The organism is Rhizobium sp. BK619, assembly GCF_014195245.1.
Lineage (GTDB): Bacteria > Pseudomonadota > Alphaproteobacteria > Rhizobiales > Rhizobiaceae > Rhizobium > Rhizobium acidisoli.
Genome location: NZ_JACIBH010000008.1, coordinates 169,177 through 184,691, shown reverse-complemented (window position 1 = coordinate 184,691; position 15,515 = coordinate 169,177). Strand labels below are relative to the sequence as shown.

13 protein-coding genes are annotated in these 15,515 nt (G+C 62.0%); 6 read left to right on the top strand and 7 right to left on the bottom strand.

Annotated elements, in window-relative coordinates:
* Positions 1 to 64: 64 nt before the first annotated feature.
* The 4 genes from ppx to FHX14_RS16890 form a co-directional block, all read right to left on the bottom strand.
* On the bottom strand, positions 65 to 1,585 hold the full coding sequence (ppx, locus tag FHX14_RS16905; protein ID WP_003587456.1) for an exopolyphosphatase: 1,521 nt from the start codon (positions 1,583 to 1,585) through the stop codon (positions 65 to 67).
* Positions 1,586 to 1,597: 12 nt separating this feature from the next.
* Positions 1,598 to 3,802 (bottom strand): RNA degradosome polyphosphate kinase, encoded by a 2,205-nt coding sequence (locus FHX14_RS16900; RefSeq protein ID WP_179610829.1) that lies wholly within the window; start codon positions 3,800 to 3,802, stop codon positions 1,598 to 1,600.
* A 62-nt stretch (positions 3,803 to 3,864) separates the two neighbouring features.
* Positions 3,865 to 4,578: a DnaA regulatory inactivator HdaA gene (gene hdaA, locus FHX14_RS16895; RefSeq protein ID WP_184377858.1), complete on the bottom strand. Its 714-nt coding sequence runs from the start codon at positions 4,576 to 4,578 to the stop codon at positions 3,865 to 3,867.
* Entirely contained in the window at positions 4,571 to 5,695 is a 1,125-nt protein-coding gene (locus tag FHX14_RS16890; RefSeq protein WP_183691551.1) for an AI-2E family transporter, read from the bottom strand. Before FHX14_RS16890 ends, hdaA begins: the two co-directional genes overlap by 8 nt.
* Positions 5,696 to 5,939: 244 nt before the next feature.
* Between FHX14_RS16890 and purM the strand changes: the two genes are divergently transcribed.
* The gene (gene purM, locus FHX14_RS16885; RefSeq protein ID WP_184377857.1) at positions 5,940 to 7,013 is read left to right on the top strand and encodes a phosphoribosylformylglycinamidine cyclo-ligase; all 1,074 of its coding nucleotides are present in this window, start codon (positions 5,940 to 5,942) and stop codon (positions 7,011 to 7,013) included.
* Positions 7,010 to 7,681 carry a phosphoribosylglycinamide formyltransferase gene (gene purN, locus FHX14_RS16880; protein WP_184377856.1) on the top strand — a complete coding sequence of 224 codons (672 nt, stop codon included), beginning with the start codon at positions 7,010 to 7,012 and terminating at the stop codon, positions 7,679 to 7,681. Before purM ends, purN begins: the two co-directional genes overlap by 4 nt.
* On the opposite strand, the gene FHX14_RS16875 is transcribed toward purN, so the two are convergent.
* Positions 7,678 to 8,847: an alpha-D-ribose 1-methylphosphonate 5-triphosphate diphosphatase gene (locus FHX14_RS16875; protein WP_184377855.1), complete on the bottom strand. Its 1,170-nt coding sequence runs from the start codon at positions 8,845 to 8,847 to the stop codon at positions 7,678 to 7,680. The genes purN and FHX14_RS16875 overlap by 4 nt on opposite strands.
* A gap of 230 nt (positions 8,848 to 9,077) precedes the next feature.
* On the opposite strand from FHX14_RS16875, the gene FHX14_RS16870 reads away from it, so the two are divergent.
* The gene (locus tag FHX14_RS16870) at positions 9,078 to 9,698 is read left to right on the top strand and encodes a helix-turn-helix transcriptional regulator (RefSeq protein WP_184377854.1); all 621 of its coding nucleotides are present in this window, start codon (positions 9,078 to 9,080) and stop codon (positions 9,696 to 9,698) included.
* A gap of 4 nt (positions 9,699 to 9,702) precedes the next feature.
* Positions 9,703 to 11,001 (top strand): NAD(P)/FAD-dependent oxidoreductase, encoded by a 1,299-nt coding sequence (locus FHX14_RS16865; RefSeq protein WP_184377853.1) that lies wholly within the window; start codon positions 9,703 to 9,705, stop codon positions 10,999 to 11,001.
* Between the two features lie 69 nt (positions 11,002 to 11,070).
* Here the strand turns inward: FHX14_RS16865 and FHX14_RS16860 are convergent, their stop codons facing one another.
* Together FHX14_RS16860 and FHX14_RS16855 are read right to left on the bottom strand one after the other, a co-directional pair.
* Positions 11,071 to 11,661 (bottom strand): NUDIX domain-containing protein, encoded by a 591-nt coding sequence (locus tag FHX14_RS16860; RefSeq protein WP_184377852.1) that lies wholly within the window; start codon positions 11,659 to 11,661, stop codon positions 11,071 to 11,073.
* Positions 11,658 to 13,862, bottom strand: a complete 2,205-nt coding sequence (locus tag FHX14_RS16855; RefSeq protein WP_184377851.1) for a molybdopterin oxidoreductase family protein — start codon at positions 13,860 to 13,862, stop codon at positions 11,658 to 11,660. The genes FHX14_RS16860 and FHX14_RS16855 overlap by 4 nt, the downstream gene beginning before the upstream one ends.
* Positions 13,863 to 13,878: 16 nt before the next feature.
* Here FHX14_RS16855 and FHX14_RS16850 point away from each other — a divergent pair, with 16 nt between their 5' ends.
* Together FHX14_RS16850 and FHX14_RS16845 are read left to right on the top strand one after the other, a co-directional pair.
* The gene (locus tag FHX14_RS16850) at positions 13,879 to 14,751 is read left to right on the top strand and encodes a 23S rRNA (adenine(2030)-N(6))-methyltransferase RlmJ (protein WP_184377850.1); all 873 of its coding nucleotides are present in this window, start codon (positions 13,879 to 13,881) and stop codon (positions 14,749 to 14,751) included.
* Positions 14,752 to 14,804: 53 nt separating this feature from the next.
* A complete protein-coding gene (locus tag FHX14_RS16845) occupies positions 14,805 to 15,401 on the top strand; it encodes a glutathione S-transferase family protein (protein WP_184377849.1) in 597 nt (198 codons plus the stop codon).
* Positions 15,402 to 15,515: the final 114 nt, after the last annotated feature.

Below are 15,515 nucleotides of genomic sequence, written 5' to 3'. Positions count from 1 at the left end.
GCACAGGAATGAGGGAGGGCGGAGGGACGGCACGGCCACAAGAGCCCGCCGAAAGGATGCCTTCCTACTCGAACCGGAACGCCAGCCTCTTGTTCGTCAGCTTCGACAGCTGCTGCAGGCGCCCGTCCAGGCGTTCGCCGGCGAAATCGCGGTATTCGGGCGGCACGACGAATTCGAGGTCGAGGTCCGGGTTCGACGATTTGCGGAAGCTCAGGCTTTTGACGATGCCGGGCATCGAGGCCGAAAAGAGGTAGACGACGCGCAGCATGCCGCCGAGCAGCTTGGCACGCTCGATGAACTGGGGTGTGGCGATCTGCGCCAGCGGGCCGGTGGCGCCGTCATCGTGCAGGCCTTCGAAACGGTAGTAATTGGTCAGCGCGATGAAAGCGCGGCCAGGATGGCTGATGCCGACGAAGGAGGAGTGGGCGATGACGTTCAGCGCCTGCAGGCCGCGATAGTCGGGATGGGCGCGCCAGCTGATATCGGCAAGCAGACAGGCGGCCTGACGATAGCGGCTTTCCTCTTCGGTTTCCTGGACGCCGAACAAGGGCATCATGCGGCCGGTCCATTCCGCCAGCTCGCGGGCATGCTCGGGCGAACGGGCACGCAGGATCGCCAGCTCGCCGGCAGCGGCCAGCAGCGGATCGAGGCGGCGCTCGGCCTCCGACAGCAGCGAATAGAGATATCCCTCACGCACGCCCTGCGCCGAGAAGGAAATCACCGACGGTTTCATCGCGCTCAGCACTTCCGTCATGGCGACGGCGCCGAAGGGCAGCAGCGACCGGCGGTGCTTGGAGACGGCCTGAAACGCAGGCTCCTTCGAATCACGCGCGGTCACCACCTGTTCGAGGAACAGCATCATCGCTTCAAGCGATACCTCGTAGCCCTGCATCATGTGCAGCGGATAGTTGGTGATTTCCATGTGCAGCTTGGCGATGTTTCGCCATGTGCCGCCGACGGCGTAGAAGGTGCGCCCCTCGCCTTTCGACAGCAGCTTTGCCGTCTTCACCTGCTTGCGGGCAAAGGTGCGGGCCTTGGAGAGCGAGCCGCCGGCATATTCCGACAGGCGCAGGCCGCCAAGCGGCAGCGTGATGCCCTTGCCGAACTCCTTGCCCCTGATATCGATCAGCTCAAGCGAGCCGCCGCCGAGGTCGCCGGCGATGCCGTCGGGATTAAAGAAGCCGCTGATGATGCCGAGCGAGGCGAATTTCGCCTCCTCCTCGCCGGAGAGCACACGGACCTTGCGGCCGAGGATGGTTTCCGCCTGGTGAATGAAATCGGGCCCATTGCTCGCCTCGCGGGCGGCGGCCGTTGCCAGCACATACATGGTGGCGGCGCGCGCCTGGTCGGACAGAGCCTTGAAACGGTGCAGCGCCGCCAGAGCCCTGATGACGCTGTCTTCATCCATCTTGCCGGTGACGGCTATGCCTTTGCCGAGGCCGCAGAGGACCTTTTCGTTGAAAAGAATGGTCGGCGAGCGGGACATGCCTTCGTAGACGACGAGACGAATGGAATTCGATCCAATGTCGACAACGGAGACCGGGGCGATCCCCGGAAGGCGCCCCTGGGCTTCAGATTCAACCATTTAGGTCCAGTTTTACTTGTTGTTGCGGCCTTCGAGCAGGCCGGCGATCAGTTTCGGCGCGCTGGACTTCAGAGCTTCACCACGGCCTGACAGGCTCGGATTGGTCATGAAATACTGCTGCGCATTGAACGGTTCCTCGCCTCTGCGCACTTCCATGCGCCGCGACGTACCGTCGGGCAATATCTCGTAGCTTTGTTGATTGTCAATCACGTTGCCGAGCATAATCTGGGACAAAACCTGCTCGTGAACGGTGGGGTTCGTCAGCGGAACCATGGTTTCGACGCGGCGGTCGAGATTTCGCGGCATCATGTCGGCCGAACCGATATAAACCAGCGCCTTGTCGGACGGCAGGCCGTGGCCGTTGCCGAAGCAGAAGATGCGGCTGTGTTCGAGGAAGCGGCCGATGATCGACTTGACGCGGATCTTCTCCGAGAGGCCCGGCACCTGCGGGCGCAGGCAGCAGATGCCACGCACGACAAGATCGATCTCGACGCCGGCATGGCTGGCGCGATAGAGCGCATCGATGATGTCGGGGTCGACAAGCGAATTCATCTTCATCCAGATCGCCGCCGGCGATCCGTTGCGGGCATGCTGAATCTCTTCCTCGATGTGGCGCAGGATGCGCGGGCGCATCGTATAGGGCGAGATGGCAAGCTGCATGCCCTGTTCCGGCTCGCCGTAGCCGGTGATGAAATTGAAGATGTTCGCCATGTCGTGGGCGATGACCGGATTGCAGGTGAAATAGGAGAGATCGGTATAGATCTTCGCGGTGATCGGGTGGTAGTTGCCGGTTCCGAGGTGGCAATAGGTCCTGAGCTTGCCTTCCTCGCGGCGGACGACCATCGACATCTTGGCGTGGGTCTTGAGCTCGATGAAGCCGAAGACGACCTGCACGCCGGCGCGCTCGAGATCGCGCGCCCAGCGGATGTTCGCCTCTTCGTCGAAGCGGGCCTTGAGCTCGACCAGCGCCGTCACCGACTTGCCGGCTTCGGCGGCGTCGATCAGCGCGCGGACGATCGGGCTGTCGTTGGAGGTGCGGTAAAGCGTCTGCTTTATCGCCAGGACGTCAGGATCGCGCGCAGCCTGGAGAAGAAACTGGACGACCACGTCGAAAGATTCATAGGGGTGATGAACCACCATGTCCTTTTCGCGGATGGCGGCGAAGCAGTCACCGGCATGTTCGCGGACGCGCTCGGGAAATCGCGCATTGTAGGACGGAAATCTGAGATCGTCGCGCGGCGCCTTGGTGATCTCGGAGAGGGTGTTCAAGGCCAGAAGCCCCGGCAGAACGGCGACGCGATTATCGGGGATATTCAGCGCCTGGACGACGAACTGACGCAGCGAGGCCGGCATTTCCGAGTCGGTCTCGATGCGGATGACCTTGCCGCGACGCCGCCGCTTCAGCGCCGTTTCGAAGAAGCGGACGAGATCCTCAGCCTCTTCCTCGACTTCGATATCGCTGTCGCGGATGACGCGGAAGGTACCGGAGCCCTGCACCTCGTAACCCGGGTAGAGCCGGTGGATGAAGATGTTGGCGACATCCTCGAGCGTGATGTAGCGGATGGTGTTTCCATCATCCGGCAGACGGACGAAGCGGTCGAGCGCCGGCGGCAGGCGCAAGAGCGCCGTCATCGGCTCGCGGCCGTTCTTGCTGACGAGCTGCAGGCCGATCGAGAAGCCGAGGTTCGGAATGAATGGGAACGGATGGGCTGGATCGATCGACAGCGGCGTCAGAACCGGAAAGATCGCCTGTTCGAATTCGGTCGCCAGCCACTGGCGGTCGGCATCACTCAAGGCGCCGGGGCGCACGATCAGAATATCTTCCTTGGCGAGATACTGCTGCAGCACGGCGAGCGAGGCCTGCTGCTCCATCTGCAGATGGTCGATCTCCTGCAGGATCGAATCGAGCTGCTCGGCCGGCGTCTTGCCGTCGGGGCTGCGGATGGCGATGTTCTGGCGCACCTGGCCTTCGAGGCCGGCGACACGCACCATGAAGAATTCATCGAGGTTGGCGGCAGAGATCGACAGGAAGCGCACGCGCTCGAGCAGTGGATGCTCGGTATTCAACGTTTCTTCCAGGACGCGGCGGTTGAACTGCAGCCAGGAAAATTCTCGGTTGATGAAGCGCTCGGGGCTCTTGAGCAGCTCTTCCAGCGGGGGCGTGTTGTCGTTGGTTTCCGGAGTGAGTTCCTGATGTTCTGCGACTGCGCTATCCATGGTCTACCCCGTTCTCAATCGCCGAAGGCAATTATATCAGTTTCACGACGGAACTGTGACAGTCAATCGGCCGACTCCGAATTTCCCAATTCATTCAATACTTCAGCAGCAAGTGACCGGGTGATCTTCGTGCCGCGCGACAGGGCCAGCCGGTCAAGCCTTTCGACGATCGTCTGGGCCGCGTTCAGCGACCGCTCCATCCGGTTGACGATATAGAGCACGAGTTTGTCATCTATATAAAGCTGGCGGTCGGCGAACAGCTTGACGATGACCTGCGACAACAGCGCCTCGTCGGGCTCGCCGATCTCGACGACGGTCGCAGCCTTCAGGCGCGAGCGCAGATCGGGCAGCAAAACCGGCCAGGAGATCGGCCAGAGACGGCTGGTCATCAACAGGCTGGTGCCGTTTTCGCGCACGCTGTTGATGACATGGAAGAGCGCATTGTCGTCGAAGCCGAGGCGGTCGGCATCCTCGAACAACACCGGGCCGGCGGCGGCAGTAATTGCCGCGTCCGAGCCCAGCTCGGGATGGATGTCGACGGCGCCGCTCAATTCCCGCCAGATGCGGGCGAGATGCGATTTTCCCGAACCGACCGGGCCGGCGAGCACGACGACCGGCGACGGCCATGCCGGCCAGGCATCGACGATCGACACCGCGGCAGCGAGGCGCTCCGAAATCAAGAGATCGTCGCGGCCGCTGGCGGCATCGTGCGAAAAGACCAGTGGCAGCTGCTCTCCGGCCTTGCGCTTCGGATCAGCGTTCTTCACGTCATTCATTGGGAACTGATTTCGTCTTCCGGGCGCGGCCGCCTGACGACCCGCCAAAATAAAGATCGCTCTGAAGGTAACGTGAAAGTGCGAAACGAACAAGGACGCCGACGGCAGCCGCCGCCGGCACGGCGACCAGAAGCCCGACGAAACCGAAGAGCGCGCCGAAGGCAAACAGCGCAAACATCAGCCAGACCGGATGCAGCCCGACGCTGGACCCGACGAGCTTCGGCTGCAGGATGTTGCCTTCCAGGAACTGGCCGCTGAAGAAGACGGCGAGCACCAGGCCGATCCAGGGATAATCCGGCCAGAACTGGACGATCGCCACGCCGACGGCGAGAACGAGGCCGACCAGCGAGCCGACATAAGGAATGAAACTGATCATGCCGGCGAAGAGCCCGATCAGCAGGCCGAAATTCAGACCGACGAGAGACAGGCCGGCGGCATAATAAATGCCGAGGATGAGGCAGAGCGAGCCCTGGCCGCGGATGAAGCCGGCGATCGCCTGATCGATCTCGCTGGCGATCTGGCGGACGTCACTGATATAATCGCGCGGGATCCACTGATCGACCTTGGCCACCATGCGGTCCCAATCGAGCAGGATATAGAAGGCGACGACGGGGGTGACGACGAGCAGCGATATGACGTCGACAATCGCCTTGCCGGAATTCCAGATCTGCGCGAACAGCCCGGTCAAGAAGCCCATGCCTTCGGAGAGGATGCCGGAGAAATTGTCCTTGAGCGTGCCGGCCTGGCTCCTGACCCAGTCCGGCAGCAGCGAGTTTTTCGAATTGTCGATGAACTGCTGCAGCTGGCTGATATAACCCGGCAGCCGCTCGGCGAAATCGTTGAACTGGCTGACGAGCACGGGAATGAGGATCATCAGCGCCAGGGCGAAGGTGATGACGAAGGCGATCAGGATGCCGACCGTCGCCATCATGCGGCTCAGGCCCAGGCGTTCCAGCCGATCGGCGACCGGATCGAGAAAATAGGCGATCGCCATGCCGGCGATGAAGGGCAGCAGGATCGAGCTGAAGACATAGAGAAAGACGATGAAGAAGACGAGCACGGCCAGCCAGAAGAAAATCTGACGCTTGAGACTGTTGCCGCTGACTTGCTGTGGCATCGCTTCCCCGCTGATCGCTTTCCGCCGCCAAACGCCGCATCCGAACGACGCGGCCATTCAGCACATAGGATGCAGGCGCGAAGATGGTCAACCCTGTCGCGGCAAATCCCGGAAAGGCTCGGGAAAGACGCGGGAAATTGGGGGCTTTTGCCATGCGGCGCTTGCATAAAGGCCCCTGTCATGCAATTGCGACCGGCAGATGACGCGGCGCGTCTGCCGCCTGAAATAGCCATCGGAGACCAGCATGAGCCAGTCTGGGAAAAACGGCCTGACCTACAGCGACGCGGGCGTCGACATCGATGCCGGCAACCTCCTCGTCGAGAAGATCAAACCAGCGGTGCGCTCGACCCGCCGCCCCGGCGCCGATGGCGAGATCGGCGGCTTCGGCGGGCTTTTCGATCTCAAGGCCGCGGGCTTTACCGATCCGGTTCTGGTTGCCGCCAATGACGGCGTCGGCACCAAGCTGAAGATCGCCATCGACGCCGATTATCACGACACCGTCGGCATCGACCTCGTTGCGATGTGCGTCAACGATCTCGTCGTCCAGGGCGCCGAGCCGCTGTTCTTCCTCGATTATTTCGCCACCGGCAAGCTCGATCCCGACCAGGGTGCTGCGATCGTCGGCGGCATTGCCGCCGGCTGCCGGCAGGCCGGCTGCGCGCTGATCGGCGGCGAGACGGCCGAAATGCCCGGCATGTATTCCTCCGGCGACTATGATCTCGCCGGTTTTGCCGTCGGCGCTGCCGAACGCGGCAAGCTGCTGCCCTCCGGCGATATCGCCGAGGGCGACGTGATCCTCGGGCTTGCCTCCTCCGGCGTGCATTCCAACGGTTTCTCGCTGGTGCGCAAGATCGTCGAACTCTCCGGCCTCGGCTGGGATGCGCCGGCGCCATTTTCCGAAGGCAAGAAGCTCGGCGAAGCCCTGCTCGAGCCGACGCGCATCTATGTGAAGCCGCTTCTGAAGGCGATCCGCGAGACCGGCGCCATCAAGGCGCTGGCCCACATCACCGGCGGCGGCTTCCCGGAAAACATCCCGCGCGTGCTGCCGAAGCATCTGGCGGCCGAGATCGATCTTGCCGCCGTCAAGGCTCCGCCGGTGTTTTCGTGGCTCGCCAGGACGGGCGGCGTCGAAACCAAGGAGATGCTGCGCACCTTCAACTGCGGCGTCGGCATGATCGCCGTCGTCGCTAGCGAAAATGTCGCGGCCGTTTCCGCCGCACTCGAAGCCGAGGGCGAGACCGTCGTCACGCTCGGCCGCATGATCGCCCGCGACGAGGGTGCTGCCGGCACGGTCTATAAGGGCACGCTTGCCCTATGAGCGCGAAGCGCAAACGCGTCGTTGTCCTCATATCCGGCAGCGGCTCCAACATGATGGCGCTGGTTGCGGCGGCCAAGGCCGCCGACTATCCAGCCGAAATCGTCGGGGTGATCTCCGACAAGGCTGATGCCGGCGGACTTGCCAAGGCGGTGGCCGAAGGCATCGCCACCTTCGCTTTCCCTCGCAAGGACTATCCCAGCAAGGATGCGCATGAGGCGGCGATCTTTTCCGCACTCGATGAGCTTTCCCCCGACATCCTCTGCCTGGCCGGCTACATGCGGCTGCTGACCGCGACCTTCATCCAGCGTTATGAAGGCCGGATGCTCAACATCCACCCTTCCCTGCTGCCGCTGTTTCCCGGTCTGCATACCCATCAGCGCGCCATCGACGCCGGCATGCGCATCGCCGGCTGCACCGTGCATTTCGTCACCGAAGGCATGGACGAAGGACCGGTGATCGGCCAGGCGGCCGTCCCAATCCTTTCCGGTGACACGGCCGAAAGCCTCGCCGCGCGCGTGCTCACCGTCGAACACCAGATCTACCCGCAAGCGCTACGGCTCTTTGCCGAAGGCCGCGTGACAATGGAAGGCGGCAAAGCCGTCGGCGCTATGGCTTCGACCACCGCGCCCAAAGCTCAGCTGATCTCGCTGATCGGCGATCGCGCTTAGGCCGCTAGCGCCCGCAGCGGATGCAGCGTGCCGTCGCTGTAGACGAAGCGGCCGGCGCGGAAGGTGGCGCGGATGCGGTTAATGTCGCCGGGTTCGACCGCCACCAGATCGGCGCGCTGGCCGATGGTGATTTCGCCGCGGTCCAGGAGGCCGGCGGAGCGGGCGGCGTTGGCGGTCGCCATGGCGACGGCTGAGGGCAGACCGCCTTCCACCATGTCGGCGAGTTTGAAGATGCCGGGCACGAAGGCGGCGGGGTGATAATCGGCGGCGATGACGCTGAGGAGACCGGACCTGGCGGCATCGAGGGCGCTGAGATTGCCCGACAGCGACTGGCCGCGCAGCGCATTCGGCGCGCCCATCAGCGTCCAGAGGCCACGGCGGCGGGCCTCTTCCGCGGCAGGTGCCGTCACAGGAAATTCGCTGATGGTGACGCCGAGATCGTGCATTTCGGAGACTTTTTCGACGCTGTCATCATCATGCGAGGCCAGCGACAGCCTGTGCTTCAGCGACAGCGCGACGATCTCTTTCAGCTTGGCTTCGATCTCGGGGTTGTTTCGCATGGCGATGCGCTTGGCGACGATCTCGGCGGCCATTTCCTCGGAGATGGCGCGGCGCTCGGAAATGCTGAGAATGTAGCTTTGCAGATTGTTGTACTGGCCCTGGCCCGGCGTGTGGTCGGTCAGCGAAACCATGTCGATCTGATCGGCATTCAACAGACGCTCGAGCGCGGCAGCGGCGCCGACATTGGTGATTTCGTAGCGGGCGTGGACGCGGTGGTCGATCAGCAGATTGTCGCGCAGGCGGTTGATGCCCTCGATCACCGCCGAGGTCGTCTCCAACGAGCGGACGTGGCCATAGACGCTTTCGGTGGCGAAGGAGACGGCGGCAAAGGCCGTGGTGACACCGGCGGCAGCTAGCTTCTTGTCGAGCTCGTGGATGCCGAAATCGATCGGCATCGTCGCATTCGGGCGCGGCGCGATCTCGCGCTCGATCATATCGCCGTGGAGATCGACGAATCCCGGCATCAGCAGCCGCCCGCCGCCATCGATGGCAGCCCCGGCGACCGGCTCCGGCCTGATCTCGGCGATGGCGCCGTCTTCAACACGCACGGAACCTTCACTCACCACCTCGTTTGGGAGAACGAGGGTGAAATTGCTGAGCCACATGGGCTTTCTCCTGACCGCATCGATGATTAACAGACCGCAGCGGATAAAACCGCTTCGTGACAGTCGTATGAAATTCAAAGCGCGCTCACCTTAAAGCGGAAACTTGCGCTTTGGAAATGGTCAGATGCACCGCCTCACGAATTCACTACGTCGATCTATTCCAGCATCGATCCAAGAGCTCCAACGTCAATCAATTGACTAGTCATAATATAACTATTAATGCTATGACTATGACCTCGATCAAACGTTCTCCAGTCGCGCTCGCTGTCCTCGCAATGCTCATGGAAGAGCCCCTGCATCCTTACCGAATGCAGCGGCTCATCAAGGAGCGCGGCAAGGACGAGGTGATCAATGTCATGCAGAGGGCAAGCCTTTATCAAACAATCCAGCGGCTCGAACGCGAAGCTTTGATTGCCCAGCAAAAAACAGTCCGGGACGACAAGCGTCCCGAGCGGACCGTGTATGAGATAACGGAGAAGGGCCGCGACGTCGCGCTGGAATGGATGCGGGCGATCTTGTCGACCTTGACGCGGGAATATCCGGAATTCCCCGCAGCCGTGTCGTTTCTTCCTCTGCTTACGCCTGAGGATGTGGCGAGCCAGCTTGAACTCAGAGCAAAAGCCATCGAGTCGGAGCTTCGACGAATCGACGAAGCTTTGCAGGAAGCGCAGGCCGTTCCAAGGCTCTTTCTTCTGGAGATGGAATATGCCCGAGCGCTTCACGCAACCGAAATGTCATGGGTCAATAGCATTGTCGAGGACCTCAGCGCCCAGCGCATCACCTGGACGGACGAGTGGCTGAGGCAGATCGCCGCGAAGTTCTCCATCGATCCGAAACTTGACGAGGGCTAACACCATGAAGGTTTTGATTATCGGCGCCGGGACTGGCGGTTTGGCGCTCGCGCATCTGCTTAAGCAGGCTGGCGTTTGCATTGCCGTGTATGAGCGCGACCTCGCGCCGAACGCCAATACCGGCGGTTATCGCGTCGGCATCAGCCCGGCTGGAAGCCGAGCGCTGAAAGCCTGCATCCCCAGCGAGCTCTACGATCTCTATGTCGCCACCTGCGCCAGGTCGCCGCGCTATTTCAACATGCTCACCGAACAATTGGGCGAAGTGCTGAGCTTCGATATCGATGATGCAGGCCCGAATGCTCTCGACGGTGAAAAGAACGTCATTCGAAAGACCTTGAGGCGGGTTCTACTCAGGGGACTTGAAGACGACGTCTTCTTCGGGAAGACGCTTCAAAGTTACGCAAACAACGCCGATGGGTCGGTCACCGCCTGCTTTCAGGATGGAAGCCTGGCAACGGGAGATGTCCTGGTGGGGGCTGACGGCACGAGTTCGACTGTACGCAAGCAACGTCTGCCGGAAGCGCGTCTGGAAGACACGGGAATCTTATCGCTCGGGGGCAAAATTCCCATGACGGTGGAGACGAAAGCTCTGCTGTCGGACAAAATGTTCCAAGGCATGTCGCTGATCATGGCGCCGATGGGCTTCGGCGCGATCGTTCACTCGCTGGAGTTCGCCGACACGAGAAGCGATCCTGGTTTTGCTGCTTGTTGGCCGGATTTCGTCGAGGCACTCGACGAGGACAGCATCGGCTGGGGCATATGGGGTGCGCGGCAGAATTGGCCGCGGGATCCGACCGGCCTCAGCGGCGAACAATTGAGGGACCTCGGCCTGGAGCTCACCCGGGACTGGCACCCGCACATGCGTGCTCTCATTCGCATGACGGAGCCCTCGACGATCCATGATGTCAAGATGAGGACCTCTGTCCCACTGACGCCCTGGACGAGTTCGAATGTCACTCTGCTCGGTGACGCCGTCCATACGATGACACCCGGACGAGGCGCGGGCGCCAATACAGCGCTTCGCGATGCCGCTCTGCTTGGACGCATGCTTGTTGAAGCGGATCAAGGGCGAAAGCCGCTCGTCGAAGCCATACATGCCTACGAAGTCGAGATGCTTCGCTATAGTACCGAAGCCGTCCAAGAATCGAAAAGGCAGCTGGACGCCAGCGATCTGGCTCATCGGCCGGTTGTCGGCAGGCTTCAGCTTGCGACCGCGCGCAGCGTCATGCGCGTCATCAACGCGGTACCTGCATTGAAGCAGCGCGCCTTTCGGCAGATAATGCGAGTTCGCGGGGAAAACTAAACCGGTCGCGGATCAAGTCTATCCGTCCGGGAGGCAATTAGACGAACCAGATCTCGATCGCCTGACCCGCTATCGAAGTTTATTCCGGTTCAACAAGGCCCATTGCAGCAGCATGATCGTCTTGGCGTCGAAGATCTCGCCGTTTTCGATCATCCGGGCAGCCTCGTCGAGCGGGACTTCGAGAACCTCGATATCCTCGTGCTCCTCGTCCAGGCCTCCGCCTTCGGCCACACGGTCGGCGATGTCGATCAGCGAGACGAAGAAGTGAACGACTTCGGTGATGGCGCCGGGCGATGTGTAGCATTTGAACAGGAAACGCGCATCGCGGAGATGATAACCGGTTTCCTCCATCGCCTCGCGGCGGATCGCCTGTTCGGGATGATCGTCATCGAGAAGGCCGGCCGGCACCTCGATCATCCAGGCGGGATCGCCGTTGATATGGACGGCAAGGCGGAACTGGCGGACGAGAATGACGAGATCGCGTTTCGGATCATAAAGCAGGATGCAGGCGGCGGGCGTGCGGTGGTAGACCTCCCGCTTCAAGCGCTGGGTTGCCCCCTTGCTGTCGATATAATCGAGCAGGTAGCTGCTCAGCCGCGTCCAGCCATTCGACAGCGTTTCCTCGCCGACGATCTTCACCCGTGATTTCGGTTGCATCATGCTGCGTCCTTGCGAAGCCAGACCTTGTTGTCGTGCACGGCCGCCCCGCCATAGGGCGCGACCGGGTCGGCGCCGGTGAGGACGTTGATACCCTCGCCGTCGATATGCGCCTTATTCGGCCAAAGGCCTTCGGCGATCAACACGCCAGGCTTCACCTCGGTGGTGAGGCGGGCATGGATGCGCAGATCGCCGCGGCTGTTGCCGATACTGACGAGATCGCCATGGGCGATGCCCATGGCTTCGGCGTCGGCCGGATTGATCATCACCTCGGGGCGGCCCTCCTTCTGGCGCGACGTCTTGGTCTCGGAGAAGCTCGAATTCAGGAAGTTGCGGGCGGGCGAGGTGGCGAGGCGGAAGGGATGGTCGGGATCGGCGACTTCGATGACGTCGACCTGATCGGGGAAGGCGGGAAGCTCGGCATGCGGTCCGAGCAGGCCGACCGCCGCCGGCGGCTTGTTCGGCGCCGGCTGATCGATCCAGTCCGGGCGGAAATGGAATTTGCCGTCAGGATGGGCAAAGCCGTTCAGGAAATGCGCCTCCTCGAAAACCGGCTGACGATCGAACCATTTGTGTTCGAGGAAATGGTCGTAATCCGGCAGGCCGCTCGATTCCAGCACGCGGTCGACCATCTCGCGGGCCGTGAAGCCGAAGCCGGGTCGATCGGCGACGCCGAGGCGTTTGGCCAGTTCCTCGATGACGAAAAGATTCGTGCGCACGGTTGGCGGCGGCTCGACCAGCTTCGGTCCGAGCAGGATATGGTTCTGGCCGCCGGCCCGGTAGATATCGTCATGCTCAACGAACATCGTCGCGGGAATGACGATATCGGCAATGTCGGCCGTTTCGGTCATGAACTGCTCGTGCACGGCGACGAAGAGGTCGTCTCGGGCAAAGCCGCGTTTGACGAGACGCTGTTCGGGGGCGATGTTTGCCGGATTGGTGTTCTGGATCAGCATCGCCGTGACCGGGCCGCGATGGCGTAGCGCCACCGCGTCACCCGTCAGCACCCGGCCGATCTGCGACTGATCGAGCATGCGGATATCGGCATCCTTCATCGACCGGCCGGTCAGTTCCGCATTGTTCATGCGGAAGATATCGCTGTTCGAATGGAAGGCGCCGCCGCCCTCATACTGCCAGGAGCCGAGAACGGTGGCAACCGAGGCGGCGGCATGCATGGCGACCGCGCCGTTACGCTGGCGGGTGAAGCCGTAGCCGAGGCGGAAGAAGGTCTTCTTCGTCGTGCCGACAAGGCTTGCGAAGGCTTCGATCTCCTCGACCGAAAGGCCGGTGATATCGGCGGCCCATTGCGGCGTCTTCGCTCTCAGATGCGCTTCCAGGCCTTCGGGATCGTCGGCATATCGCGCCATATAGTCACGGTCGGCATGGCCGTCGCGGAAGGCGATGTGCATGACGGCGCAGGCGAGCGCGGCATCGGTGCCGGGCCTGACGATCAAGGCCATGTCGGCCTGCTTCATCGTCGGATTGTCGTAGATGTCGATGACGACGATCTTGGCGCCGCGCTCCTTGCGCGACTTGATGGCGTGGGTCATCACGTTGACCTGGGTCGAGACCGCATTGGTGCCCCAGATGACGACGCAATCGGTGCGGCCCATCTCGCGCGGATCGGGGCCGCGCAGCGTGCCGGTCGCCATGGTGAAGCCGGTCCAGGCCGGGTTGGTGCAGATCGACGAGAAGAAACCGGAATAACGCTTGGCATGGCGCAGGCGATCGATCGAATCGCGCTGCACCCAGCCCATGGTGCCGGCATAGAAATAGGGCCAGATCGCCTCGCTGCCGTCCCTCGCCTCGGCCTTCACGAAGGCTTCGGCGATCTCATCCAGCGCATCGTCCCAGGAAATCTGCTGCCACTGCCCTGCCCCCTTGGCGCCGGCGCGGCGCAAGGGGTGCATCAGCCGATCGGGATGGTAGAGACGTTCGGCATAACGGGCGACCTTGGCGCAGATGACGCCCGAGGTGTAGGAATGATCGTTTGCGCCGCGCACGCGACCGATGCGGCCGTCCTCGGCGATCTCGACCTCCAGCGCGCAGGTCGAGGGACAGTCGTGCGGACAGGCCGTGTAGCCCACCCTGGTGTCCGGCTTCGGGGATTTGGCGTGGATGGGGGTCGCAATGTTCATGGCATTTGTATATTCCAAGGCTTGCACGGCCAAAAGCCACAAAACTTTCCCATGACGCGAATTCATACGGGCATCAGCGAAAATGAACTACCGCCACATCTACCATGCGGGCAATTTTGCCGATGTGCTGAAACATGCCGTGCTGGCGCGGCTGATCCGCTACATGCAGAAAAAGGATGGGGCCTTCCGCGTGCTCGACACGCATGCCGGCATCGGGCTCTACGACCTCTCCTCCGAGGAAGCGCAGAAAACCGGCGAGTGGCTCGATGGCATCGGCAAGCTGATGGAGGCCGATCTCGGGCCTCAGGTTTCCGAACTGCTGGAGCCCTACCTTACAGCCATCCGCGAACTCAACCCTGAGGGCGGTGTCCGCTTCTATCCGGGCTCGCCGAAACTGGCGCGCCTGCTGTTCCGGCCGCAGGACCGCTTGTCGGCGATGGAACTGCATCCCGACGACTTCGCCCGCCTGCACCGGCTGTTCGAGGGCGATCACCATGCCCGCATCACCGAGCTGGACGGCTGGCTGGCGCTCGGCGCGCATCTGCCGCCGAAGGAGAAGCGCGGCATCGTGCTCGTCGATCCGCCCTTCGAGGAAGAGGACGAATATCAGCGCCTGGCCGAGGGACTGGAAAAGGCCTATCGCCGCTTTCCCGGCGGCACCTATTGCCTGTGGTATCCGCTGAAGAAGGGCGCGCAGATCAAGGAATTCCACGAGAGGCTGCAGGCGCTCGACATTCCGAAGATGCTCTGTGCCGAACTTTCCGTGCGCAGCGACCGCGGCATTACCGGATTGACCGGTTCAGGCCTCGTCATCGTCAATCCGCCCTTCACCCTGAAAGACGAGCTGCACCAGTTGCTGCCGGCGCTGAAGGACCATCTGGCGCAGGACCGTTTCGCCTCGCACCGCGCTTTCTGGCTGCGCGGCGAGACCAAGACGGTCAAGGACGACGATTGACCGGACAACCCGGTTCGGGAATAGTCCGCGCAGTTCCACAAATCAGGTGTTGCATGAAGCTTCTTTGGTCGCCCCCCTCACCCTATTCCAGCAAGGTGCGGATGGCCGCGCATTTTCTCGGCCTGGAGTTGAACGCCATCCGGGTCGACACCAATACCGCGCCGGCGATCCTGGTGGAGAGTAATCCGCTCGGCAAGATCCCGACGCTGCTGACCGATGACGGTGCCCCGGTCTTCGACAGCGTGGCGATCATGCATTATTTCGACCGGCTGGCGAAGGGCAAGCTCTATCCTTCGAAGAAGGGCAAACGCACGGATGCGGAGGTCCTCGAGTCGCTCTGCGACGGTATCTGCGACTGCCTGCTGGTGATCATGTACGAACGCCGTTTTCGCGACGAGGAAAAGATCCACCAGCCCTGGATCGACCGGCAATGGAAGAAGGCGACCAGCGGGCTTGCACATCTCAGCGCCAATCCGCCGAAGTCGGGCAAGAAGCTCAACGGCGGGCATTTTGCCCTGGCTGCCACGCTCGGCTATCTCGATCTGCGCTTCAAGGGGCAGTGGGAAGCCGATCACGCGCCGCTGATCGACTGGCTGGCGTGGTTCGAAAAGAAATTTCCCGCCTATCAAGAGCTCAAGACAAACGCATAATCGGAAGCTGGGGCGGAGCGCCTGCAAACAACGAGCAAACAGTAAAAAGCCGGGCGATGTGCCCGGCTTTTTCATGCTTGAACTGTTGTGTCCGGCTTAAAGCGCGTCGCATTA

Excerpts from the sequence above, each read along its gene's own strand:
- ppx (WP_003587456.1), bottom strand. The coding sequence starts at position 1,585 with ATGGTTGAATCTGAAGCCCAGGGGCGCCTTCCGGGGATCGCCCCGGTC.
- FHX14_RS16900 (WP_179610829.1), bottom strand. The coding sequence starts at position 3,802 with ATGGATAGCGCAGTCGCAGAACATCAGGAACTCACTCCGGAAACCAAC.
- hdaA (WP_184377858.1), bottom strand. The coding sequence starts at position 4,578 with ATGAATGACGTGAAGAACGCTGATCCGAAGCGCAAGGCCGGAGAGCAG.
- FHX14_RS16890 (WP_183691551.1), bottom strand. The coding sequence starts at position 5,695 with ATGCCACAGCAAGTCAGCGGCAACAGTCTCAAGCGTCAGATTTTCTTC.
- purM (WP_184377857.1), top strand. The coding sequence starts at position 5,940 with ATGAGCCAGTCTGGGAAAAACGGCCTGACCTACAGCGACGCGGGCGTC.
- purN (WP_184377856.1), top strand. The coding sequence starts at position 7,010 with ATGAGCGCGAAGCGCAAACGCGTCGTTGTCCTCATATCCGGCAGCGGC.
- FHX14_RS16875 (WP_184377855.1), bottom strand. The coding sequence starts at position 8,847 with ATGTGGCTCAGCAATTTCACCCTCGTTCTCCCAAACGAGGTGGTGAGT.
- FHX14_RS16870 (WP_184377854.1), top strand. The coding sequence starts at position 9,078 with ATGACCTCGATCAAACGTTCTCCAGTCGCGCTCGCTGTCCTCGCAATG.
- FHX14_RS16865 (WP_184377853.1), top strand. The coding sequence starts at position 9,703 with ATGAAGGTTTTGATTATCGGCGCCGGGACTGGCGGTTTGGCGCTCGCG.
- FHX14_RS16860 (WP_184377852.1), bottom strand. The coding sequence starts at position 11,661 with ATGATGCAACCGAAATCACGGGTGAAGATCGTCGGCGAGGAAACGCTG.
- FHX14_RS16855 (WP_184377851.1), bottom strand. The coding sequence starts at position 13,862 with ATGAATTCGCGTCATGGGAAAGTTTTGTGGCTTTTGGCCGTGCAAGCC.
- FHX14_RS16850 (WP_184377850.1), top strand. The coding sequence starts at position 13,879 with ATGAACTACCGCCACATCTACCATGCGGGCAATTTTGCCGATGTGCTG.
- FHX14_RS16845 (WP_184377849.1), top strand. The coding sequence starts at position 14,805 with ATGAAGCTTCTTTGGTCGCCCCCCTCACCCTATTCCAGCAAGGTGCGG.